The organism is Variovorax atrisoli (assembly GCF_014195185.1).
In the GTDB taxonomy this organism is placed as follows: Bacteria; Pseudomonadota; Gammaproteobacteria; order Burkholderiales; family Burkholderiaceae_C; genus Variovorax; species Variovorax atrisoli.
The window spans coordinates 1-23,154 of the sequence record NZ_JACIBG010000008.1; the positions used below are offsets into that span (position 1 = coordinate 1).

Here is a 23,154-nt window from a genome sequence, read left to right on the forward strand (position 1 = left end):
GCGGGCTGGTCGAGGCCGAGCTTGGTGGCCAGCGCGGCGACGGCCTCGGGCGAGGCGTCGGGGCCCATGAGCATCTGCGCGGCGTTGCCGGGCAGAATCTCGAGCACGAGGAAGACGATGACCGAGGCGCCGATCAGGGTGCCGATCAGCGTCAGCGTGCGCTTGAGCAGGAACAGGCCCATCTCAGCCTCTCAGGTCGCTAGGGGAAAGGCAGGGCGTCATGCTGCCGAGATGCATTCGGCGATCGCGCGGCCCACGTCCACCGTGTTGGCCGTGCCGCCCATGTCGCGGGTGCGCGGGCCTTCGCTCAGTACGGTCTCGATGGCCGAGAGCACGGCGGCGGAAGCCTGCGCGTACACGGGATCGTCGCCGCCGAGATGGTCCAGCATCAGCGCGGCCGACCAGATCTGGCCGATCGGATTGGCGATGCCCTTGCCCGCGATGTCGGGTGCCGAGCCGTGCACCGGCTCGAACAGCGAGGGGAACTTGCGTTCGGGGTTGAGGTTGGCCGACGGCGCGATGCCGATGGTGCCCGTGCAGGCCGGGCCCAGGTCGGACAGGATGTCGCCGAAGAGGTTGGAGGCCACGACCACGTCGAACCAGTCGGGGTGCTGCACGAAGTGCGCGCACAGGATGTCGATGTGGAACTTGTTCGTCGCCACCTCGGGATAGCGCTTGGAGATCTCGGCCAGGCGCTCGTCCCAGTAGGGCATGGTGATCGAGATGCCGTTCGACTTGGTCGCGGCCGTCAGGCTCTTGCGCTTGCGGCGGTTGGCCAGCTGGAACGCGTAGTCGATGATGCGGTCCACGCCGGTGCGGGTGAAGACCGCTTCCTGGATCGCCATCTCGCGCGGCGTGCCCTCGAACAGGCGGCCGCCCACGGAGGTGTATTCGCCCTCGGTGTTCTCGCGCACCACCAGGAAGTCGATGTCGCCGGGCTTGCGGTGCGCCAGCGGGCCGGGCACGCCGGGCATCAGGCGCACGGGGCGCAGGTTCACGTACTGGTCGAAGTCGCGGCGGATCTTGATCAGCAGGCCCCACACGGCGATGTGGTCGGGCACCTTGTCGGGTGCGCCCACGGCACCGAAGTAGATGGCGTCGTGGCCATGGATCTTGTCGGCCCAGTCGGCCGGCATCATCAGGCCGGTGCGCACGTAGTGGTCGGAGCCCCAGTCGAAGTGGTCGTAGGAGAAGTCGATGCCGAAGCGGCGGCCGACCGCGTCGAGCACGCGCAATCCTTCGGGCATGACCTCGACGCCGATGCCGTCTCCTGGAATCACGGCAATCCTGTGCTTTTTCTGCATTGACTCAACCTGTTCAAAGTTCGTTCGTTTCGGGGGACACCGGCGCTCGTGACGCGGGCTTTCGAAAAAATTCTAGAAGCGAGAAACGGGCCTGCGCAGGGGGTTCGCACCCAGTTGGCCTTGACAAAATAAGAAGGTCGTGCAGCTGCGTTTTCCTCTGTGGATGGAGGAATCTCGTGTCACGAAACCGACTTCGAATTCGAATAATTAGAAGGCTGAAGCTCCCGATGGCTGCCGCGCAAAGGCCCTTGAGCCTCCTTCATGAAGGCTTTCTGAAGCGGGCCGCGCGGCCCTGCCGGATACTCCGCGCGCTCGCGAGGCGCTCCGCAGAGAACGCTCGCCAGGAGAACCATGAACTTCTTGTCCGTTGCCGCGAAGGCGATCGCACGCCGCATCCGACGGTGGCTCCAGCCCTCGCTGGTGCGGCGCCTGCTGTTCGCGCAGATCGCGGTGGCGGGGCTGCTGTGGAGCGCCACGCTGGCGTTCTTCCTCTACGACTCCAATCGCCTGCCGGAGCTGGTGCGCTACGACAGGATATTCCTGAGCATCATGGCCTGCGCGCAGAACCTCGCCTTCGACCCCGCGCGGCAGCAGCAGACGCTCAAGGCCTTCGACATGGCGCTGCAGGAGACGTCGAGCGACTTCAAATCCGATCAGGACCGGGCGCCCGTGCTGCAGGTGTGGCAGCAGGGCCGGCTCATCTACAACTCCACGCCGAGCGTGCCGCTCATGCACACGCAGATGCCCGGGCGGGTGGAGCGGGTGCGTGCCGGCGAGCGCGCGTGGCGCGCCCGCGCGATGACATCGCCGCTGCTGGACACGCGCGTGCTGTTGGCCGAACCCGACGTGCTGCGCCTGAACTTCACCATCGAGCACCGCAGCTACTACCTCCTGCCGCTGGCCATCAGCCTGCCGTTCATCGTATTCCCCGCCTGGCTTTCGGTGATGCTCGCGCTGCGGCCGTGGCGGCAGGTGACGAAGGAGACCGCGGAGCGCGGCCCGGCCGATCTTTCCCCGCTGACCTTCGAGCCGCCGCACAAGGAGCTGCAGCCGCTGGTGAACGGCATCAACGGCCTGCTGCGCAGCGTGCGCGACCGGGCATCGCGCGAGCGCGGGCTGATCGCCGACGCGGCGAACGAGCTGCGCACGCCGCTCGATGCGATGCGGATGAACGTCGAGGCGCTGAAGGCGCAGACCGCCGACCCCGGCCAGCGCGAACTCATGGCCAACCTGCTGCGAAGCAACGACCGCGCTGCGCGGCTGGTGGGCCAGCTGCAGCAGCTGATGAGAAGCGACGAGATGCCGCGGGACGCATCGCCCGCGACCCTGGCCTTCGACGAACTGGTGCAGGAGCGCATCCGCCTCGTCGAGGCGCTCGCGCGGGCACGCGGCATCGCGCTGGAGTTCACGCACGACGAGGCAACGCCTGTGGCGGTGCATGGCGAGCGGGAGAGCCTCATATCGATGGCGGGCAACCTCGTGGAGAACGCCATCAAGTACAGCCCCGATGGCGGCATGGTCAAGGTACGCGTCTGGCGCGAGGCGTCGGAAGCCGTCCTGCAGGTGACCGACGAGGGGCCGGGCATCCCGCCCGCGCTGCGCGAGCGCGTCTTCGACCGCTTCTTCCGCAACCCGGACCAGACGCAGTCGGGCAGCGGCCTGGGGCTGGCCATCGTCAGGTCGGTGCTGGAGAAGCATGGCGGCCGCATCGCGTTGTCCGATGGCGAGGGCGGACGCGGCCTGTGCGCGACGGTGTGGCTGCCTTCGTCCGGCTGACAAGCGGGCGCATCCCTCTTAGGATGGGCCGATGCGAACACTTCAACTCCCCACCGGCGGCGAGATGCCGGTACTCGGCCTCGGCACATGGCGCATGGGCGAAGACGCGAAGCGCCGCGCCGACGAGGTCAAGGCCGTGCGCGAAGCCATCGCGCTGGGCTATCGCCTCATCGACACCGCCGAGATGTACGGCGAGGGCGGGGCCGAGACCGTGATCGGCCAGGCGATCGGCGAAGCACTGCGCGCAAACGACGTGCGGCGCGACGAGCTCTTCATCGTCAGCAAGGTCTATCCGCACAACGCCAGCCGGCGCGGCACGCGCGACGCCTGCGAACGCAGCCTGAAGCGGCTGGGGCTCGACGCCCTCGACCTCTACCTGCTGCACTGGCGCGGCAGCCATCCGCTGCGCGAGACGGTGGCGGCGATGCACTCCCTGGTCGCGGATGGGCGCATCGCCCACTGGGGCGTGAGCAACTTCGACGTCGACGACATGGAAGAACTCGAGGAAGCCATCGGCGCCGAAGGCCCCGGCTGCGCGGCCAACCAGGTCTACCTGTCGCTGGGCGAACGCGGACCCGAGTTCAGCCTGCTGCCCTGGCAGCGCGAGCGCGGCATTCCGCTGATGGCCTACAGCCCCATCGACCAGGGGGCGCTGGCGGAGGACGACGGACTGGCCGAACTTGCCGCCAGGCTTGGCGTGACCGCCGCGCAGCTCGCATTGGCCGCCGTGATCGCGCGGCCCGGCGTGGTTGCCATTCCGAAGGCGGTTCGCAGCGCGCACCTGAAGGAGAATCTGGCCGCTGCCGAGTTGAAGCTCGACGCGGCGACGCTGGCGGAACTGGATCGCCTGCATCCGCCGCCGCGACGCAAGACGCCGCTGGCGATGATCTGAGGGCTCAGAGAAAGGCAGAACGGTCGGAGGCAGAGGGCGCCAAGGTTTCGCCAAGGGCGCGAAAGAAATACCAGGTAGGTCTTTCTTTGTGTTTTTTGCGCCCTTTGCGGATTCTTCGCGTCCTCTGCGTCCGGCCAACCGATCACGTATTCAGTGAGCGTCCGCGTGCTTGGCCGCAGCGATCATGGCCTGCTCGTCGTGCTTCGCGCCGTTGAGGAACAGGTTCAGCAGCACCGCGGCGACCGACGCCAGCAGGATGCCCGATTCGATCAGCGAGTGGATGGCATGCGGCATCCACTGCTTGAAGTTGGGGGCGATCAGCGGAATCATGCCGATGCCCAGCGACACCGCGACGATCATCGCGTTATGGCGGTTGTTCTTGAAGTCCACGCCCGACAGGATGCGGATGCCGGTGGCGGCCACCATGCCGAACATCACCAGGCCCGCACCGCCGAGCACCACGGTGGGCAGCGATTCCACCAGCGCCGCCATCTTCGGCAGCAGGCCCAGCACGATCAGGATGATGCCTCCGGCCACGCACACGTAGCGGCTCTTGATGCCGGTGACGGCGACGAGACCCACGTTCTGCGAGAAGCTGGTGTAGGGGAAGGTGTTGAAGATGCCGCCGATCAGCGTGCCCAGGCCGTCGGTGCGCAGGCCGCGCGCCAGGTCCTTCTGGCTGATCCTGCGGTCGGTCATTTCGCCCAGCGCGAGGAACATGCCGGTCGATTCGATCATCACCACGATCATGATCAGCGTCATCGTGAGGATCAGGATCGGGTCGAACTGCGGCATGCCGAAGTGGAAGGGCAGCACGATGTCGACCCAGGCGGCCTTGCCGACCTTCTCATACGTCATGAGGCCGGTGAGCGAGGCCACGACAGCGCCGATCACGATACCCAGCAGCACCGAGATGTTGGCGACGAAGCCCTTGGCGTACTTCACGATCAGCAGGATCGACACGAGCACCAGTGCAGCCACGCCGAAGCCCGAGAGGTCGGCGTACTTGGGGTTGGGCACCGTGGGCAGGATCGCGAAGCCCTTGGGCACGGCGGGAATGGAGCTGCCGGGCGAGGTCACTTCCGCAAGCCACTTCGCATAGACCGGGTCGACAAGCGCCGGCGCGGTCGGGCCCACGGGGTTGCCGAAGATCCAGTTGATGCCCACGCGCATCAGGCTGATGCCGATGACCGCGATGATGGTGCCGGTGACCACCGGCGGAAAGAAGCGCAGCATGCGGCTGACCAGCGGCGCGATCAGTATCGACACCACGCCCGCGCCGATGATGGCGCCGAAGAGCAGCTGCGCGCCGTTCTGTCCGGGGTTGGCGTTGGCGATGGCCACCATCGGCGCGACGGAGGCGAAGGTCACGCCCATCATCACCGGCAGCTTGATGCCGAAGAACTGCGTGGCGCCCAGCGCCTGGATCAGCGTGGCGATGCCGCAGCAGAACAGGTCGGCCGAAATCAGCAGCGCGACCTCATCGGGGCTGAGCTTGAGCGCGCGGCCCACGATCAGCGGCACCGCGACGGCGCCCGCATACATCACCAGCACGTGCTGAAGGCCCAGGGCCGCGAGCTTGCCGGTGGGAAGCCGCTGGTCCACGGGATGGACTGTGGAGGGAGTGGTGTCGGCCGTCATCGTGTGTCTCCTGCTGCGGCGAGAGAGGGATTGATCGAGGAGAGGCGCGCGACACGGCTGGGCATGCGCACACCTCATTGTGTACGCCAAACTGTATACAACTTATGCAACAATCCGGATTCAGGAAAACCCGCATCCGGCGCGGGGCCTTGCCCCCATTTGTTTCAGTGCGTTGCGACGGGGTAGGGGCCGTCGTCGAAGACTTCGGCGTGGTAGCCCTTGTTGCCCACGTCGAGTGCGAGCTGGCTGCGGAAATCGCCGCCTTCGCGCAGGCAGCGCAGCACGTGCGCGAAGTCATGCTGCGGCTTCCATCCGAGCTCGCGCCGCGCGAGCTCGTTCACGTAGACGCGGTCGAGCTGCCGCGGCAGCGTCCACCCCCGCTTCGCATAGAGTCCCTCCGCCTCGGGGAAGAGGCGGCTCAGCACGGCGGCCGCGTCCTCGCGCAGCATCGGCAGGTCGCCGCGCGTGAAGGGCGTGGTGGCCGAGATGATGTAGCGGCCGAAGCCGATGCGCCGGGCGTGGCGGACGGCCAGAAGATGGGCTTCCACCACGTCCTCGATGTCGGCGCGGCGGTGCAGCAGCTCGTTGGCCTGCGCGTTGTCCAGCGAATGCAGGCTGCGCGCTGCGGCGTCGTCGTCCTCCTCGGGGAAGAAGCGCGATGTCTTCAGCACCACGACGGGCAGGCGCTGCCTGCGGTGGAACAGCTCGCACAGGCTTTCGGCCGATGTCTTCGTCACGCCGTAGATGTTCTTGGGCACCGGCACCACGTCTTCGGTGATCCATACGGCGGGCATGCCCTGCGCGGGCGTGAGCGCGGAACCGAAGGTGCTGGTCGTGCTCGTGAACACGAACGACTCGACACCCGCGGCGACAGCCTCCTCCAGCAGCACCAGCGTGCCCGTGATGTTGGTGTCGACGAACGCCTGCAGGCTGTGCGTCGCCACGTGCGGCTTGTGCAGCGTGGCGGCGTGGATGACGCTGCGCACGCCCCTCATGCAGTCGCGCACGAAGGCGCGGTCGGTGATGGAGCCGGTACGGTCGGTGAAGGCGGAGGGTGCGATGTCGATGCCGCGCGCGTCCTGCGAGGTCGAGCGCAGGGTACGCATCAGCGCCTCGCCGAGATGTCCGGCGCTGCCGGTGATCAGGATGGTCATGGCCGCGAGACTATCGCCGGGCGCCTGGACCGTCCACGCATAAGTTATGCGCGATTCTCAGCCTCGCGGCCTGGCCTCGCGCACCGTGAGCCCGGAGGCCGCCTGCTTGGCGTCGTGCTTCGCGATGGAGGCCTCGCCCGCCACGTCCTCGGCATGCCTGAACATGCCCGGCGGGATGCGTACTGCGCCGATGGCCAGCGTGGCGAAAGGCGTGAAGCGGACCACGCCGTGCCGGTCTTCGCCCTCGATGCCGCCGGCCTGCCGGTCGGCCTCGTCGTAGAGGCCGGGTGCCTGCTGGTTGAAGGCCTCGATCAGCCGCACGCAGCGCTGGTGCCAGTCGGGGCTCTGGAACAGCATCAGGAAGTCGTCGCCGCCGATGTGGCCGACGAAGTCGCGATGGGCGTCCGCATGCTGCGCCGCGAGCCGCGCGAGCAGCAGGATCATCTCGTCGCCGCGCCAGTAGCCGTAGTGGTCGTTGAATACCTTGAAGCTGTTCAGGTCGGCGTAGCAGGCCGCGAACTCGGCACCCCTGTCGAGCAGCCGTTCGATGTGGATGTTGATGGGGATGTTGCCCGGCAGCGATGTCAGCGGATTGGCGTGCCGCGCCGCCTCGATGCGCGCCTCGGTGACCGCGCGCACGAGCTGGTCGCCGGTGCCCAGGCCCGCATAGCGCTTCTTCTCCGTCACGATGAAGCCTTCGTTCAGGTAGCGCTGATCCTCCGACATCAGGATGCCGAGCAGGCTCTCGACGTTCTCCTCGCGCTCCACGATCAAGGGCGTGCTGCTGCCATAGGCCAGGCAGGGACGCCGGCCATGCACCTCGCGAAAATACAGCCGCGCATAGTCGTTCATGAACGACTGCCGGTTGATCAGCGCGACCGGCGTCGCGCCCTCGACCACGGCCAGCGCATGCAGCTGTGGGTGCTTCTGGAAGACGGCCGCGACCTCGTCGACCGGCGTCAGCGGGTGGAGTGCGGGCGCCTGGATGATCGACAGGCTGCGCAGCACATTGGGCTGCGAGGGTTGCGATGCGTGCGGCATCACCGCGATGCGGCTGTCGGTGATGGCGGCCGATACGGGCTCGGGCAGCGCCGGCAGCAGCCGCGGCGCCGGCGGGCCGAACAGGAAGCCCTGGCCGTGGGCGATGCCGAGGTCTCGCAGCACGCGCAGGTCCTTGGTGTTTTCCACGCCTTCGGCGATGAGTTCGCTGCCCATCGCGGTGCCCAGGGCGACGATGGCACGCACCATCGCCACGCTCTGCGGCGAGTCGCATATGCCCTGGGTCAGCAGCTTGTCGAGCTTCACGAAGTCGGGCTGCAGGTCCTTCCAGCGCTGCAGGTTGGAGTGGCCCTGGCCGAAGTCGTCGAGCGCGACGCGCGCACCCAGCGCATGCAGCGCCTTGACCGCATCCTGCAGCGCTGCTGCATCGGCAGCGGCGGATTGCTCGGTGAGTTCCACTGTCACGTCGCGCGCCGCGATGCCGTGGTCTGCCGTCATGCGTTCGAACCGGCAAGCGCCGCCGGAGGCGTCCATGGCTTCGATCAGGGTGTCGGCGCTCATGTTCACGAAGAGCCGGCCCGGCTTGTCGAGCCGACCCCAGTGGGCGAACACCGCCTCCACGCAGTGCAGCTCGAAGCCCGTCAGCCGGGATTCGGCGGCCGCCTGTGCGAGCAGCGCCTCGGGGCCTGGAAGGGCGATGCCGGCGCCGCTGCGGATCAGGGCCTCGTGACCGAAGATCGTTCCCTGGCGCAGGTCCACGATCGGCTGGAAGAACGGAGCGATCGCAGGATGCGACGGGGCGCTGGGCGGGGAGGGCCGGGGCATGCTGTGGAGGTTGTTCGTCGGCGGCTCTCGCGCGGAAGAAAACAAGCAAGTAGCCTTTTTGGGCTACAGAATGCCGTATTTATATGACAGGTGCACGGGCCGCCCTGCCACCGCCAGGGTCAGGCGACGGTGGTGACGATACGCCCCGCGCGCCCGTCGGACAGCGCGATGCGCTCCCACAGCACACGTCCGGGAAGGATCGGCACGACGCGGTCGGTGTTCGGCCCGGTGGCGATCTCCAGCGACGACAGCTCGCCCGCGTGCCAGCCCAGAGCGTCGAGCGTGGCCTCGGCTTCGAGAATCTCCTGCGAGGCGTAGCCGATCAGCGAGCGGCCCATGAATTCGCTGGCGTCGGCGCGCCATTCGGACTGGCGCGAGGGCGATGCGGCCAGCAGCCGGTGTGTTCGGTCGCAGATCAGGTGCACCTTGCGCGTGGACGACTCGACCAGCCGCTTCAGCGCGGCGTCCTGCGCCGAATCGCACGCTGCCGCAAGCAGCCGGTGTGCCACGGCCTGCTGCGCCGGCGATAGCGCAAGCTGTCCGCGCTCCCAGCGCGACACGGTCGCCTGGCTCACGCCCATCAGCTGAGCGAAGTGAGCCTGCTTGATGCCGCGCAGCAGCCGCATCTGACGCAGCGCGAGGCCGAGGTTCCTGCGCATGTCAGGCCAGCAGCGCCTTGACCAGGTCGAGCTGCCGGTCGGGTTTTTCGGTGCCGAGTTCGAGGCTGGCCTCGATGCGCTCCAGGTGCTCGGTCATGCTCTTCACCGCGGCTTCGACGTCGCCCTTGCGGCACAGGCGCAGGAACTCCGCGTGCTCGTCCGAAGAGCAGTGCGGGTCGTTCGAGGAGTGGTAGAGCATCGCGATCAGCGAGCTGCGTGCCACCAGTTCGCGTACCAGTTCGGCCAGCGTGCGGTTGCCCGTGGCCTCGGCCAGGGTCACGTGGAAATCGCCCAGCAGCTTCTCGCGCACCGTGCCCATGGTGGTGCTCTGGCGCAGCGCGGTGCGTTCGAACTTGATGTGCTGCTCGAGCGCCTGGTAGTCGCGCGCCCGTGCACTGGCGATGAAGAGGCGCACCACCTCGCTCTCGAGGATGCGGCGCACCGCGAACACCTCGCGGGCTTCCTCGACGGAAGGCTGGCTCACGAACGCGCCCTTGTCGGGAATCATCTCGATGAGCTTGTCCTTCGACAGCATCAGCAGCGCCGCTCGCACCTTGGTGCGGCTCACCGAATACACGCGTCCCAGCGCCTCCTCGCGCAGCCAGGTGCCCGGCGGCAGGCGCTTCTCGACGATCGCGGTGGCGATGTCGTTGGCGATGCTCTCGATGGAGCTGTTCTTGTCGGCCGGTGCCGCGCCGTTCTCTTCCGGAACGGCGGCGGTGGCAGCAGGGGCAGGAGATCTGGTGGAACTGGCGCGGGGCATGCGCGGATTGTGGCCTACCGCGCGAGGGTGAAGCCTTCGAGTGCGCCAATGATGGGCTTTGGCAGGGGCTTTGCGAGCTCGCCGCGCTTGCTGGTGCGCAGCTTCAGCGTCACCAGCGACTCGATGAGCTTGGTGCCCGCGGCCACGCCGTCGATCACCGGTACGCCCAGTACGCCCTCGATGTGCTCGCACAGGTCGGTCATGCCGGCGCAGCCGAGCACGATGCAGTCGGTGCCGTCTTCTTCGAGCGCGCGGCGGCACTCCTCGACGATGCGCTCCCGGGCGCGCGAGCCGGGCTCCTCCAGCTCCAGCACCGGCAGCTCGCAGGCGCGCACGTTGGCGCAGAAGCGCTCCATGCCGTAGATCTCGGCCAGGTGCCAGGCCTGCCCGATGGTGCGGCCCAGCGTGGTCACCACGCTGAAGCGGCTGCCGATCATGCTGGCCAGGTGCATCGCGGCCTCGGCGATGCCCACCACCGGGCCGCGCGCCAGTTCGCGTGCGGCCTTCAGGCCCGGATCGCCGAAGCAGGCGATCACGTAGCCGTCGATGCCGTCGCGCTCGCCCGACGCGATCTCCTGCAGCAGGCCCGGAACGGCGAGCGCCTCGTCGTAGTGGCTCTCGATGGACACCGGCCCCATGGCCGGGCTCACCGCGACGATCTCGGTGCCGCCCTGCGCCACCGCGCGGGCGCAGGCACCGATCTTCTCGGTCATGCTCCAGGTGGTGTTCGGATTGATGATCTTGATGCGCACGGCGCGGTCCCTTTCTTTCTGTCTATCTGACTAACCGGTGGTTCAGGTCTTGTTGCTGCGGTTCAGCACGGCATAGATGATGAAGCCCAGCGCCATGCCGATGAACCATGCATAGTTGGCGGCGCCGCGCAGCGTCGGCACCATCACGCAAAGAATCGGCACGATGGCCGCCGGCACCAGCGCCTGGATCGCCTTCGGGTTGTAGCCGCCGCTGTACCAGTACTCGCCCTTGGGGCTCATGCTGTAGAGCGCGTCAACGTCGATGCGCTGCTTGCGCACGATGTAGTAGTCGGCAATGAGGATGCCGAACAGCGGGCCGATGAACGAGCCGAGCACGTCGAGCGTGTAGTGGATGACTTCGGGGCTGTTGTAGAGGTTCCATGGCGTGAGGAACACCGAACCCACCGCGGCGATCATGCCGCCCGTGCGCCAGCTGATGTGCTGCGGTGCCACGTTGGAGAAGTCGAACGCGGGCGAGACGAAATTCGCGACGATGTTGATGCCGATGGTGGCGATCATGAAGGTCAGCGCGCCCAGCACGACGGCGGTGGTGCTGTCGATCTTGCCCACGGTGTGCACCGGGTCGGTGATGAGCTCGCCGAACACCGGCAACGTGGCGGCGGTGGTGATGACCGTCAGCAGCGAGAAGAACACGAAGTTCACCGGCAGGCCCCAGAAGTTGCCCTTCTTCACCGCCTCGAAGCTCTTGCCGTAGCGCGAGAAGTCGCCGAAGTTGAGCATCGGGCCGCTGAAGTAGCTCACCACCAGCGCGATGGCCGAGAGCATCACGGGCAGCGCGTCCCAGCCCTGGAACTTGATGCCGCCCAGGTTCAGGTCGATGTTGCTCCAGCCGGCCTTCCACACCAGCCAGCCGCACAGGATGGCCATGACGACGTACACGGCAGGGCCGGCCCAGTCGATGAACTTGCGGATCGCATCCATGCCGTGCCAGAACACGAAGGCCTGCAGCACCCACATGACCATGAACGCGACCCAGCCCAGGGCGGACAGGCCGGCGAAGCCGTACTTGGTGACCTCGGCGTAAGGGGCCAGGCCGGGCGCCATGTGCAGCGCCAGCACCATGAAGGCGGCAGAGGCGAGGTAGGTCTGCACGCCGTACCAGGCCACCGCGATCAGTCCGCGGATGATGGCCGGAATGTTCGCGCCCAGCACGCCGAAGGGCGCACGGCACACCACGGGGTAGGGCACGCCCGTCACCTGGCTGGGCTTGGCCACGAGGTTGCAGAAGATCTGCACGATCACGATGCCCACCAGCAGCGACACCAGCACCTGCCAGCTCGAAAGACCCAGCGCGAAGAGGCTGCCCGCGGTGATGTAGCCGCCCACGCTGTGCACGTCGGACATCCAGAAGGCGAAGATGTTGTACTGACCCCAGGTCTGCTTCTTCAGCGGGGCGAGGTCTTCGTTGGTCAGGCGCGGGTGGTAGCCGGGCTTGATGACGGCATTCGATTCTGCGTGCGGCGCAATGCCGGCTTCGCTCGCCCCCGTGGGGGCCTGGCTGACGACTGTGCTCATGGTCTTACCTCTTGCGGGTGGGTGGATCAGAACCTGTTTTGACGCAAATTTCGCGCCGGATTATCGGGTTCGTTATTTGTATACAAAAAACGAACGCAATCAAGGTCATTCGAGAACTCATATATCGGTGTAATCCCTGAGGTCTTCGCGTTGGCCTCGGGTGCGGCGCGGGCTCACGGGCGTGTCCGTCCCTGCGCTGCTCGCCGTGGGCAGGCGCGGACCGAGGGAATAAGGGGGCAGGGAGGCGGATGCCTCGGGATGGGGCGAGACCGCGTAGCGGCGCACCCGGGAGGTGCACCGCTACGCGGTCAGTGCCGCCCGATGCGGCGGCGTGCAGTGGGAAGGCTTGACCGGCCTTACTGGCCGTGCTCCTTCTTGTGCGGGGCGGCGGCGTGTTCGTGGGGAGCCGGAGGATGCTCGGGATGCCCATGCGAAGGCGCGGGCGGGTGCGGTCTCGGTGCGGGAGCCGGTGCCGACACCGGCCTCGGTGGCCGCTGGAGCCTCTGCTCGCCTCCGTCGTGCACTGCAACTGGCGGGCGCCCTTCATGCGCCATTCGCGCATCGTCGGCGGGCGGCTTCGGTCGTTGAGGCAGCTCGGCGCGGGCCTGCGCCGGCGTCGGTGAGGCCACTGCAGGCTCGGGCCTCCTGGCAGGGGCCTTGGACATGAGCGGCTCTGGACGCGACTGCGGTGCAGGGTGCGAAAGAGGCTCGCCATGCGCCTGCGCCTCGGGGCGGCCCGGTGGTTCAGGGCGCGACTGAGGCGCAGAGGTCGGCTGCGGTTGCGAAGGTGGGCGAGCCGCAGCAGCCTGTTGTGCGGCAGGAGTGCCGGGAACCGCAGGGCGGAGCGCCTCCGCCGACCGTGCCGCGGGCGGCGGTTGACGGTCGGCCGGCAGCGCGGCGACCGGCTTCGCGCTCGCCGGAACCGGCGCCATCGCGCGCACGACGGGCGGGAGCGCAGCGGCAAGGTGGGCACTTGCCGGAATCGCGGCTTCGAACGGCCTGCCGCTCGCGGTCGCGCTGGCGGGCGCCACCACCTTCACTGTCTGGCTGTTGTTGTTGATGTTCGTGACGTTGGTGATGTTGTTGATCGTCGTGTGGTTCGTCACGCTGTTGATCGTGGTGTTCTGCACGCGCATGCCGACGTTGTTGACCGGCGGCGCGCTGACGACCACCGCCGGCGGCGTACCGATCGGGGCAGGCACGATCAGGCCGAGCCGCGAACCGGGAGGCGCGGGAACGAACACGCCAGGTGGCCCGATCGGAGCGATCCCTGCCACCACGCCGGCTGCCGCCACCGACACTGCAAGGCTCAGCCCCAGCGGCGGCGGCACGAACGCGACGCCCGGCGGCGACCAATGGCCTGCGACGAAGACCACCACGTTGTCGCGGTGCTCGTAGTAAGGCTGCACCCATCCATAGCCGGGTTGCGGGGGCGCGGACCAGCGGCCTGCGGCCCACACCCAGTTGCCCTGCCACGTCCAGTAGCCGCCGGTCCACACCGCGCCCGCGAAAGGCGGGGGCGGCGGCACTTCCACGAGCATCGGCGGCGGAGCCCATGCCACCGCGATCGGAGGAGGCTGATACAGCGGCGGATCGACGTACACGCTCACGACAGGCGGTGCGGCGACAGCGACGTGCGCGGGCTGCACGACGGTGCGGACCACCGGAGCCGGCGGTTGAACGACACAGCCTGCAGTCAGGCTCACCACCAGAACTCCTGCAATCTGAAGTGCGGGGAGAGAAGAAGGTGCTTTTCTCATTCGATATTCCCGAGGACGTGCACGAATGGCACAGGGAACGACCTAACGGGCCCTCGAAAACAGTCGATGACAGCGCCGGGATGAATTTCATGCGGTAACGATATTTCGCTCGTCGAGTCGACCCATGTCAGGCTGCACTCAGGCCGAATATCGTCCGTGAATGAAGGGATGAACGACTCACGTGCAGGAAGACGAAAAGACCGATCGTCTTCCTAAGTAATGAATTAGATCAATGATCTACAGCAAACATATAAGAACACGGTAGCTCCACTCTGGCGCGTTGGAAGGAGAAACCGTGCGGCTTCTGGATTCAAAACTTTCTCTCGACCACGCATCGAGCGGTGAACTCGTCGACACCGAAAAAGGACGAGTTAAGGAGGGCGTTGAAGATATCGATGCCACCCGAATACTGCTCGTCGATCACCGTTCCAGCTTTTGCGATTCGATGAATCAGGCGTTGCAGCAGAAGGGTTTGCTCATCGACGTATCGCGCGGTGCCAACGCGGCAGCGACGCCTGCGCTCGCGCGGGACTATTCGCTGGTTCTGTTGAATTCCATGCAGCCCGGCATCGCAGGCCTGAGCGCCGTGCGATCGATCCGGCGCAAGACGAACGCGCCCCTGCTCGTTCTGACCGAGCGCGACAGCGTTGCCGTGCGCCTCGCGGGCCTGGAGCTCGGAGCGAGCGACTACCTGGTCAAGCCCTTCACGATGCCCCAGCTGCTGTCGCGCATCAGGGCGCTGGCACGCAACTGCGCTGCGCGCCCACAGCCGATACTGTGGCTGGGCGATCTGGAGATCAACGAATGCGATGCGACCTGCTGCCGCGACGGCAAGGACCTCGGCCTGACCAGGATGGAGTTCGTGCTGCTGCTGGTGCTGCTTCGCAATCAGGGTCAAGTGCTGTCGCGCGATACGCTCGCCCGCGAAGTCTGGGGCACGGAGTTCGATCCCGCCACCAACGCGATCAACGTCGCCATACTGCGCCTGCGCAACAAGCTCGATTCACCGTTCGAAGTGAAGCTGCTGCATACGGTGCGAGGCAAGGGCTACGTGCTCGAACAGCGGACGCGGTCTTGAAGGGCCTGATCGCCACCTGACGGATCGAAGCGCTGGCGGCCAGCGAACCTGGTTCGTGCTAGGGTAGTTCGCGCGCACTGACCGGGTCCGCCGTCGGCGGCAGCGCGCCGCGCAACGTGCTCGGCGGTGTCAGGTCGCGATCATCGATGGCGGGTCGCGGTGGCGGGATGAGTTCGGTGCCCTCCATGCGCGTGCTGCCGCTTCGGCTTGGTGCGCGCGCCAGCGGCGCATCGGGCAGCAGCGGCGCGGCATCCACCGCACGCAGCATGATGTTGCCGGTGTCCGGCTGCGTGCGCTTCTGCATGCTGCGGATCTCGTCGTAGCGGCCGTAGGAGAAGGACTCGATGGACTCCGCATCGCGCATCACGGCGGGGCGCAGGAACATCATCAGGTTGCTCTTGGCGCGCGTGCGGTTCTCGTTCTTGAAGAGGTTGCCCACCACCGGCACGTCTCCTGCCAGCGGCACCTTCTCGATGGTGTTGTTGTAGGTGTCGGAGAGCAGGCCGCCGAGCATGACCAGGCCGCCGTCTTCCACCAGCACGTTCGACTCGATCGAGCGCTTGTTGGTGGTCGGTCCGTTCTGGTTGTTGGCCGTGTTCTGGTCGACTGTCGAGGCCTCCTGGAAGATGGTGAGCTTCACCGTGCCGTTCTCGTTGATGGTCGGGCGCACGCGCAGCGTGAGGCCCACGTCCTTGCGTTCCACGGTGGTGAAGGGATTGACGCCGACCGAACCGGCGGCGCTCGCGTACTGGCCCGTGACGAAGGGCACGTTCTGGCCGATCACGATGCGGGCCTCCTCGTTGTCCAGCGTCAGCAGGTTGGGTGTGGACAGGATGTTGGCGTCGCCGTCGCTGCTGAAGAAGTTGGCGATGGCGCCCAGCACGTACTGTCCGCCGATCCTGCTGCCCACGCCGATGTTCAGGCCCGGCGCGATCTGGCTCGCCACGCCGGCGGCATTGCGCGTGGCCAGCGCCTGGGTGAGCGCGAGGATGTTGTTTCTGTTGAGGCTCGAATTGGTGCCGATGACGGCGTTGCCGCCCAGCGCGCTCTGCCACTGCACGCCGAAGCTCGCGGCCTTGCTGGCGTTCACCTCGACGATCAGCGCCTCGATCATCACCTGGGCCCGCCGGCCGTCGAGCCTGTCGATCACCGCGCGCATCTGCCGGTATTGCGGCTCCGGCGCGGTGATGATCAGCGAGTTGGTCGACGGATCGGCCTGGATCTGGCCCCCGGTGGAGGGCTGGTTCGTGTTGTTCAGGGGCGCGTCGGCCGCGCTCGAAGCGCCGCCCTGGCCTCCCGCGTTCGGGCCCGCCTGCGAGGCTTGCTGTGGTCCCTGCAAGGCCGCGCCGCCACCTGCAGCCTGGGCCGCGTTCTGCTGGCCCGCCGCCATCGCGGCACGCAGCGTGACCGCGAGCCGCACCGCGTCCGCGTTCTTCAGGTAGACCACGTAGATGTTGCCGGCGGCGCCGTTTCCGGTGTCCGCCGGCGGGCGGTCGAGCTTGTCGACCAGCGCGCGCACGAGCTGCATGCGCGCCGGGTTGGCCGCCCGCATGAGCACGGAGTTGCTGCGCGGGTCGGCCATCAAGGTGGTGCGGAACGACGTGTCCGGCGCGTTCGAGATGGGTGCCGCATTCGGCGACTCCGACATGCTCGACATGCCTGATGCGGCCGACAAGGCCGATGCACCCGAACTGCCGCCGTCGATCAGCCGCTGCAGCATCGGCACGATGTCGGTGGCGAGCGCGTATCGCAGCTGGATGATCTCGACGTCGGACGCGTTCGGAACATCCAGCGACGCGATGACGCGCGCGAGGCGGCGCATGTTGTCCGCGTAGTCGGTGATCACGATCGAGTTGGTGCCCGGGTTCACGTTGATGCTGTTGTTCGGCGCGATCAGCGGTCGCAGCACCGGCAGCAGGTTGTTCGGCGACTCGTAGTTGAGCCTGAAGATCTGCGTGACGACCTGGTTGCCGGCGTTCGCCGGGATGGCGCCGATCGAGGTATTGACGGTGCCGCTCTGCAGCTTTGCGCTCGCCTCGGGCACCACCTTGTAGAGCCCCTCGGCTTCCACCAGGGCGAAGCCGCGCAGTCGCAGCGCGAGGGCGAACTGGTCGAAGGCCGCGGCCGGAGGGATCGCTCGCTCGGTGACGAGGTTCATCGTGCCCTTCACCCGCGGGTCGACCACCACGTCGCGGCCGGTGACCACCGCCATGGTGCGCGCCACCGCCTCGATGTCTGCGTTGAAGAAATTCAGCGTGACGGGTTCGCTGCCGGCAGGCACTGCCCTGGCGCTGGCAGGCGGGCGAGCCTGCGTCGGTGAGGCAGCAGCGCCGGCGGACTGCAGCGTGACCCTGAGCGTACTGCCTTGGATCTCGGTCTTGTACGAAGCGGGTTGCCAAAGATTCAGCACGACCCGGCTTCGCTCTCCCGCCTGCACGACGTTGATCGAACGCAGGTTGGCCTGGTTCACTTCGACGGCCGCGCGGCCCACCTCGCTGGCGACGCCGGGAAAGTCGAGCGCGATGCGCGCAGGGTTCTGTATGGCGAATCCGCCGGGCAGCTCGTCGAGCGGCTGCGCCAGATCGATCTGAACGACCGTGGCTCCATGCTGAACGTAGCCCGACACGGCCTTGATGGTGTTCTGCGCATGGGCCAGCCCCAATATGCCGCAGAGCAGCAGGCCGAGGCATGCGGCGCGAACGCTTCGCGCGCCATCGAACCGTGCGCTCATGCGTCAGTGCCCGCACGACCTGCGGTGGCAGGGGTACCTGGCAGGGGCAAGGCTACTTCGCCCGGGCATGGCGCGGGCCGGAACGAACGGCCGCCTTCGGGGCTGACGGCCGAACGGTTCATCGTGCAGGTTCGAATCGCAGGGAAAAACGGCATCAGGGGCCGACAACGATGGTTTGAGTTTCCGCACCGATCCACATCGTTGCTGCTAAAGGCTATGCCGGAAGAGGGATGTGCCGTCAGGTGCCTCCGGGCATGCATGCTCGCTGATTCGCCCTGCGGCCACTAGCCATTCGAATGAGATGGAGAACCTCATTTTTGTATGCAATCGTTGGGCGCCTGGCCTGGCCCAGGATGGCCGGCGATGCCTTCAAGGACTTCTTTACGGAATGCGGCAGCGACGGGACGCTCGCGGTATCGGCCGGCGTTGCGGCCCTCTGGCGCGTAATGGCCCATGAGGCGAGGGGACGCTGGCGCCCGGCGCGCGGGGACCCGTAAGATGCGCTCGCCCGCAGCGGCCGCCGGCCGCACGTGCTGCAACCGCGCCGTTCCATGCTCGAACTTCTTACCGACCCTCAGGTCTGGATCGCCTTCGCCACCCTGACCGCGCTGGAGCTGGTCCTGGGGATCGACAACATCATCTTCATCTCGATCCTGGTCGACAAATTGCCTCTCGCCCAGCGGGAGTTCGCGCGGCGCATCGGCCTTTTCATGGCCATGTTCATGCGCATCGGGCTGCTGCTGGTGCTCGCCTGGATCGTGGGGCTGGTGGCGCCGCTCTTCACTGTCTTCAACCAGGAGATCTCGGGGCGCGACCTGATCCTCATCCTGGGCGGGCTGTTCCTGATCTGGAAGAGCACGAGCGAGGTCCACCAGTCGCTCGAAGGCGAGCAGGAGCACAAGCAGAGCGCCGTCAAGGCGACCTTCGCCTCGGTAATCCTGCAGATCATGATCATCGACCTGGTGTTCTCGCTCGACTCCATCATCACCGCCGTCGGCATGGTGGACGACGTGCGCGTGATGATCGCGGCGGTGATCGCCTCGGTGCTGCTGATGATGCTGTTCGCCGGCCCCATCGGCCGCTTCGTGTCGGCCCATCCGACCATCAAGATGCTGGCGCTGTCCTTCCTGGTGGTCGTGGGCGTGGTGCTCGTGGCCGAGGGCTTCGACCATCACGTGCCCAAGGGCTATGTGTACTTCGCGATGGCGTTCTCGCTGATCGTGGAGATGCTCAACATCCGCATGCGCACCAAGGCCGCCCGGCGCGTCGAGCTCAACCCGCCGCGCATGCCCGGCGATTGAACCGCGGGCCGCACGCCGTTCGTCCGCCGCTCTACTGTGCAGCGACCTTCACGAACACCGGGTTCGAGTAGAACCACAGATCGCTGTAGTTGCGCGCATTGATCGCGTTGAAGCGGGCCACGTTGTCGGTGCCCGTGGTCTGCGCGTCGGGCAGCGGCTCGCCGCTGGCGGTCTCGTTGGGCACGTCGGTGCCCAGGTTGGTGCCGCGCAGGCGGAAGTACTGGTTGTTGCCGGCCTTCACCGTGTAGCTCACCGCGAAGTAGCCGTCGGCGTCGAGCTTCCAGTCGCTGCGCGTGAAGCGCTTGAGCACGCGCGTCGACGGGTTGGTGTCGCGCGAATAGCCCGCCGTGCCGGGCTGCTCGGGGCCGGTCACGTCGCCCGCGATCAGGTCGATGTGGTCGACCACCGGCTTCACGTTGGCGAAGATGCCGCTGCCGAGCTGGTATTCGAAGTTGTTGCGCTCCGGGCTCTTGAAGCGGATGGTGATCGTCAGGTCTTCGCCGGCCTTTGCCGCCACTTCCGAGCCCATCTCGCCGGCGGCCTTGGCACTCCGGACCTTGAAGTCGAGCGCATCGATCAGGCCGCCGTTCACCGCGAAGAGCTTGCCCGAGCGCATGGCCGCGAGCAGCGACTTCGGGTCCTTGATGTCGCCGAACAGGTGGTTCTTCGCATATTCGCCCGGGGCGTAGCCGCTGCTGTACTGGCCCTTCGAGATGGTGAAGTGGTAGTCGGAGTCGGCCACGTTCCAGATGTGGCGGCCTTCGGAGAGCAGCGCGTCCCAGGTGCCGCCGAGCCTGGCGACCAGGTAGTCCACGCCCCCGTAGGTGCGCGATGGGAGGTTGGCGTCGGTGTAGGCGCTGTTGTAGCCGCCGCGGTCGGGCTCCATCTGGTTGCCGACCATGCCTTCGAGCGAGAACACGATGTTCGGCGCCAGGTCGTTCATCTCGCGCAGCTGGGCGATCGTGTACTTGCCGGGGTTGCGCGAGGGGTGGTTGATCTGCAGGTAGCTGGTGTCGGGGTAGTTCTTCTTGAGCCAGGCGATCGCGGCCAGGGTCTCGGCGTGCGTGTTGTAGCCGGTGCCCGCTTTCGGGCCCCAGGCCGCCACGTCGGCGGCCGGGAAGAGCGCCGCGTCGCGGTTGGTGAAGAGGTATTCGAACTGGCTCGCCGCCTTGAGGGCGGCGTCGGACATCGGGTTGTCGGTCAGGATGCCGACGTTGCCGTGGTCGTGCGAGGGCATGTCCCATTCGAAGGCCGCGAAGATGGTCTTGTCGGCGTACTTGCCGCTGGCCTGCAGCGCCTTGATGCGCGGCACCTGGTACTTGGCCATGCCTTCCGAGAAGGGGATCGAGGCGGCCAGCTTGTTGCCGTCGTTGTCGTAGGAGGACAGGCGCAGGTGGTCCGAGATCGCGGCCCAGTCGAGGCCGAACTTGTCGAAGGCCTTGGACAGCACCTGGTCGAGCGTGGTGACCTGCTGGGTGTCGTCCGACTGCATCGTGTGGACGTGCAGGTCGCCGACGGTCCAGCGGCCGGCCGGGGCGGGCGCTGCCGGCGGAGCCGCAGCGGGGGCAGGTGCCGGCGCCGGAGCCGGAGCGACCGCCGCGGGGGTGCCGGTCGTCGTGGGGAAGAATGCGGGGATGCCGGAGCCCCCACCGCCGCTGCCGCCGCAGCCGGTGAGCATCAGGGTGCCGACGGCGAGCGTGGAGAACAGGGTGCGGCGCAACGGAAGCGCGGGCGTGAAGGGAGGCGGGGTGGTCGGAAGCTTGGACATGGCGGGCTGAAAAGGGCGACGCGCACCTGGGTGCGCGCCTCGCAAAAAGCCGCGAGTCTGGGCAGAGGCGATGACGCTCTGATGAAACTCGAACGAAAGTTCGTTGTCACCACGCACCATCCAGGCGCGAAGAGGGCCTTCGCTCTATAAACTGTGCCCTTTCATGATTCCCAGCGCACCTTCTTCACCGATCACCGCGTCCGTCGACGATCAGGTGCTCTCCCGCATGGTGCGCACCGACCAGTTGGTGGCGGTGCGCCGCAGCGTGCTTGCGGCCATCCCCATCAACATCGTGCTCAGCTGCGTCGTGGCGCTGGTCGCCCTCAATGCCGGCCGTGCCTTCGAAGGCCTGTGCTGGCTGCTGCTGTCGCTCATGGTGAACGGGGTGCGCAGCTATATCTGCCGCTGGCCCTTCGCGCCGTGGCCGGGCGTGGCGCCCGAAAGCGGCGTCGCGACGTCGCCGCAGGCCCGGCCGGTCGAGTGGCACCTGCGGGTCACGACGGCCATGGCCGCCTTGTCGGGCTGCGTGTGGGCGCTCATTCCGCTGCTGTGCGACGGCTATTCGTCGCCGCAGACCGTGTTCTACCTGACGGTGGTGTGCGGCATCTGCGCAGGGGCCGTCACCTACGGCATCGCTTATGCATTCGTGCCCGTCGCCTTCATCGTGCCGGCGCTGCTCTCGGTGGCCGGCTGCCTGGCCTATGCGGGCGGCTTCGACAACCTGAGCCTGGCGGCAATGGTGCTGCTGTACCTGGCGGCGCTCGTGCGCGGCGCGCTGCACAGCGACAGGAACTTTCGCGAAAGCAGCCGCATCCGCAACGAAGCCACGGCCATGGCGGTGCAATTGCGCAAGGCGCACACGCAGTCGCTGGACGCGACCCAGCAGCTGGCCTTCCGCGCCTCGCACGACTCGCTGACCGGCCTGCTCAACCGCGAGGGCTTCACCGACGCGGCAACGCTGCACCTCGCGGCCCCCGACGGCCGCCGGCACGCGCTGCTGCTGCTGGACCTCGACGGCTTCAAGGCTGTGAACGACGCCTTCGGCCACAAGGTCGGCGACCGCGTGCTGCAGGACGTGGCCCACTGGCTGCAGCGGGAGACCGCCGAGATGCAGGCCGTGCTCGGCCGCTGGGGCGGCGACGAGTTCGCGCTGCTCTACTGCCTGCGCGAGGAGCGGCAGGCACCGCCCGAGATCGCGCAGGCGCTGATCCGTTCCATCTCGTTCGCCACGGCGCACTACGGCGGCCACCTGGGCGTGAGCATCGGCATCTCGGTTTCGAGCGAGGCCGAGGTGGCCGACATGATCAGCTTCGCCGACGAAGCCCTCCACGAGGCCAAGCGCACCGGGCGCAACCGCTACCAGGTCTTCGACGGCGCGCTCAACCAGCGCCTGGCCACGCGCCGCGACGTGGAGCGCGACCTGCTGCAGGCCATCGGCTCGCGCGACATCGGCGTGTGGTACCAGCCGATCATGAGCAGCGACGGCAGCGAGGTGCACAGCCTCGAGGCCCTGATGCGCTGGAAGCATCCGCGCCATGGCTACATCTCGCCGGAGGAGGTGATCTCCGCGGCCGCGAGCACCGGTGTGGCCGAGCCCCTGCTGCGGCACCTGGTCGATGAAGTCTGCCGCGGCATGCGGCAGCTGGAAGCCGAGGGCTCGAGCCTGGCGGGCGTGCCGGTGGCGATCAACGTTTCGCCGCGCGAGATGGCGCAGCTTGCGGTCGACGACATCGTGCTGGGCATGCTGAAGCTGCGCAGCATCGCGCCGCGGCGGCTGCAGCTCGAGATCACGGAAGAGGTCGCGCTCGACACCCACGCCACGCGCGGCCGGCTGAGTGCGCTCTCGGCCGCAGGCATCGCGATCGTGGTCGACGACTTCGGCGTGGGTTTCTCTTCGCTGGCGTCGCTGCGCAGCGAATATGTGCGGCAGGTGAAGATCGACCGCAGCTTCATCCTCGACCTGTCGTCCTCGCCGAGCAACGAGGTGCTGGTGGATGCCATCGTGCAGCTCGGCCACTCGCTGGGCGTGCAGGTGGTCGCCGAGGGCGTGGAAACCCAGGCCGAACTCGACGTCCTGCGCAGCCTGGGCTGCGGGCTGGTGCAGGGCTATCACCTCGCGCGGCCTGCGCCGCTTGCCGAGGTGATGGCGTGGGCCGCCGCCCGCTCGGCGCCGCCGTCCGCAGCGGCACCCGCGCCCGTTCCGGCGGGCTGAACG

Annotated in this window: 16 protein-coding genes and 1 pseudogene; 5 read left to right on the forward strand and 12 right to left on the reverse strand. The window is 67.3% G+C overall.

The features are described 5' to 3' along the window. A pseudogene (locus tag FHY06_RS25315) lies at positions 1-182 on the reverse strand (ABC transporter permease); the annotation flags it as partial. A 36-nt stretch (positions 183-218) separates the two neighbouring features. After that, complete coding sequence (locus FHY06_RS25320) at positions 219-1,304, reverse strand: tartrate dehydrogenase (RefSeq protein ID WP_184606723.1); 1,086 nt, start codon at positions 1,302-1,304, stop codon at positions 219-221. Between the two features lie 351 nt (positions 1,305-1,655). Between FHY06_RS25320 and FHY06_RS25325 the strand changes: the two genes are divergently transcribed. Both FHY06_RS25325 and FHY06_RS25330 read left to right on the forward strand, forming a co-directional pair. After that, positions 1,656-3,080 (forward strand): sensor histidine kinase, encoded by a 1,425-nt coding sequence (locus FHY06_RS25325; RefSeq protein ID WP_184606724.1) that lies wholly within the window; start codon positions 1,656-1,658, stop codon positions 3,078-3,080. A gap of 31 nt (positions 3,081-3,111) precedes the next feature. Beyond that, a complete protein-coding gene (locus tag FHY06_RS25330; protein ID WP_184606725.1) occupies positions 3,112-3,972 on the forward strand; it encodes an aldo/keto reductase in 861 nt (286 codons plus the stop codon). A gap of 150 nt (positions 3,973-4,122) precedes the next feature. Here FHY06_RS25330 and FHY06_RS25335 read toward each other — a convergent pair whose 3' ends face one another. From FHY06_RS25335 to FHY06_RS25370, 8 genes are all read right to left on the reverse strand, one after another. Next, positions 4,123-5,613: a nucleobase:cation symporter-2 family protein gene (locus FHY06_RS25335; RefSeq protein WP_145761001.1), complete on the reverse strand. Its 1,491-nt coding sequence runs from the start codon at positions 5,611-5,613 to the stop codon at positions 4,123-4,125. A 164-nt stretch (positions 5,614-5,777) separates the two neighbouring features. Next, on the reverse strand, positions 5,778-6,767 hold the full coding sequence (locus FHY06_RS25340) for an NAD-dependent epimerase/dehydratase family protein (protein ID WP_184606726.1): 990 nt from the start codon (positions 6,765-6,767) through the stop codon (positions 5,778-5,780). Positions 6,768-6,824: 57 nt separating this feature from the next. Next, positions 6,825-8,591 (reverse strand): EAL domain-containing protein, encoded by a 1,767-nt coding sequence (locus FHY06_RS25345; protein WP_184606727.1) that lies wholly within the window; start codon positions 8,589-8,591, stop codon positions 6,825-6,827. Between the two features lie 119 nt (positions 8,592-8,710). Further along, positions 8,711-9,250 (reverse strand): helix-turn-helix domain-containing protein, encoded by a 540-nt coding sequence (locus FHY06_RS25350; protein WP_132752724.1) that lies wholly within the window; start codon positions 9,248-9,250, stop codon positions 8,711-8,713. 1 nt (position 9,251) lies between these two features. Beyond that, positions 9,252-10,013, reverse strand: a complete 762-nt coding sequence (locus FHY06_RS25355) for a GntR family transcriptional regulator (protein WP_019655067.1) — start codon at positions 10,011-10,013, stop codon at positions 9,252-9,254. Positions 10,014-10,027: 14 nt separating this feature from the next. After that, positions 10,028-10,765 (reverse strand): aspartate/glutamate racemase family protein, encoded by a 738-nt coding sequence (locus FHY06_RS25360; protein WP_126185326.1) that lies wholly within the window; start codon positions 10,763-10,765, stop codon positions 10,028-10,030. Positions 10,766-10,807: 42 nt separating this feature from the next. Beyond that, positions 10,808-12,301, reverse strand: a complete 1,494-nt coding sequence (locus FHY06_RS25365) for an NCS1 family nucleobase:cation symporter-1 (protein ID WP_019655069.1) — start codon at positions 12,299-12,301, stop codon at positions 10,808-10,810. Positions 12,302-12,657: 356 nt separating this feature from the next. Next, positions 12,658-14,007, reverse strand: coding sequence for a hypothetical protein (locus tag FHY06_RS25370; protein WP_184606728.1), 1,350 nt, complete (start codon positions 14,005-14,007; stop codon positions 12,658-12,660). Between the two features lie 349 nt (positions 14,008-14,356). Between FHY06_RS25370 and FHY06_RS25375 the strand changes: the two genes are divergently transcribed. Then, the gene (locus tag FHY06_RS25375; RefSeq protein ID WP_184606729.1) at positions 14,357-15,139 is read left to right on the forward strand and encodes a winged helix-turn-helix domain-containing protein; all 783 of its coding nucleotides are present in this window, start codon (positions 14,357-14,359) and stop codon (positions 15,137-15,139) included. Between the two features lie 58 nt (positions 15,140-15,197). Here the strand turns inward: FHY06_RS25375 and gspD are convergent, their stop codons facing one another. Beyond that, entirely contained in the window at positions 15,198-17,870 is a 2,673-nt protein-coding gene (gene gspD, locus FHY06_RS25380) for a type II secretion system secretin GspD (protein ID WP_184606730.1), read from the reverse strand. Positions 17,871-18,421: 551 nt separating this feature from the next. Between gspD and FHY06_RS25385 the strand changes: the two genes are divergently transcribed. Next, positions 18,422-19,171 carry a TerC family protein gene (locus FHY06_RS25385; protein ID WP_019655075.1) on the forward strand — a complete coding sequence of 250 codons (750 nt, stop codon included), beginning with the start codon at positions 18,422-18,424 and terminating at the stop codon, positions 19,169-19,171. Between the two features lie 31 nt (positions 19,172-19,202). Here FHY06_RS25385 and FHY06_RS25390 read toward each other — a convergent pair whose 3' ends face one another. Beyond that, the gene (locus FHY06_RS25390; RefSeq protein ID WP_184606731.1) at positions 19,203-20,939 is read right to left on the reverse strand and encodes a CehA/McbA family metallohydrolase domain-containing protein; all 1,737 of its coding nucleotides are present in this window, start codon (positions 20,937-20,939) and stop codon (positions 19,203-19,205) included. 163 nt (positions 20,940-21,102) lie between these two features. On the opposite strand from FHY06_RS25390, the gene FHY06_RS25395 reads away from it, so the two are divergent. Next, complete coding sequence (locus tag FHY06_RS25395; protein WP_126185320.1) at positions 21,103-23,151, forward strand: putative bifunctional diguanylate cyclase/phosphodiesterase; 2,049 nt, start codon at positions 21,103-21,105, stop codon at positions 23,149-23,151. The last annotated feature ends 3 nt before the right edge of the window (positions 23,152-23,154 follow it).

Excerpts from the sequence above, each read along its gene's own strand:
- FHY06_RS25350 (WP_132752724.1), bottom strand. The coding sequence starts at position 9,250 with ATGCGCAGGAACCTCGGCCTCGCGCTGCGTCAGATGCGGCTGCTGCGC.
- gspD (WP_184606730.1), bottom strand. The coding sequence starts at position 17,870 with ATGAGCGCACGGTTCGATGGCGCGCGAAGCGTTCGCGCCGCATGCCTC.
- FHY06_RS25335 (WP_145761001.1), bottom strand. The coding sequence starts at position 5,613 with ATGACGGCCGACACCACTCCCTCCACAGTCCATCCCGTGGACCAGCGG.
- FHY06_RS25330 (WP_184606725.1), top strand. The coding sequence starts at position 3,112 with ATGCGAACACTTCAACTCCCCACCGGCGGCGAGATGCCGGTACTCGGC.
- FHY06_RS25340 (WP_184606726.1), bottom strand. The coding sequence starts at position 6,767 with ATGACCATCCTGATCACCGGCAGCGCCGGACATCTCGGCGAGGCGCTG.
- FHY06_RS25390 (WP_184606731.1), bottom strand. The coding sequence starts at position 20,939 with ATGTCCAAGCTTCCGACCACCCCGCCTCCCTTCACGCCCGCGCTTCCG.
- FHY06_RS25385 (WP_019655075.1), top strand. The coding sequence starts at position 18,422 with ATGCTCGAACTTCTTACCGACCCTCAGGTCTGGATCGCCTTCGCCACC.
- FHY06_RS25355 (WP_019655067.1), bottom strand. The coding sequence starts at position 10,013 with ATGCCCCGCGCCAGTTCCACCAGATCTCCTGCCCCTGCTGCCACCGCC.
- FHY06_RS25345 (WP_184606727.1), bottom strand. The coding sequence starts at position 8,591 with ATGCCCCGGCCCTCCCCGCCCAGCGCCCCGTCGCATCCTGCGATCGCT.
- FHY06_RS25395 (WP_126185320.1), top strand. The coding sequence starts at position 21,103 with ATGATTCCCAGCGCACCTTCTTCACCGATCACCGCGTCCGTCGACGAT.
- FHY06_RS25325 (WP_184606724.1), top strand. The coding sequence starts at position 1,656 with ATGAACTTCTTGTCCGTTGCCGCGAAGGCGATCGCACGCCGCATCCGA.
- FHY06_RS25320 (WP_184606723.1), bottom strand. The coding sequence starts at position 1,304 with ATGCAGAAAAAGCACAGGATTGCCGTGATTCCAGGAGACGGCATCGGC.
- FHY06_RS25365 (WP_019655069.1), bottom strand. The coding sequence starts at position 12,301 with ATGAGCACAGTCGTCAGCCAGGCCCCCACGGGGGCGAGCGAAGCCGGC.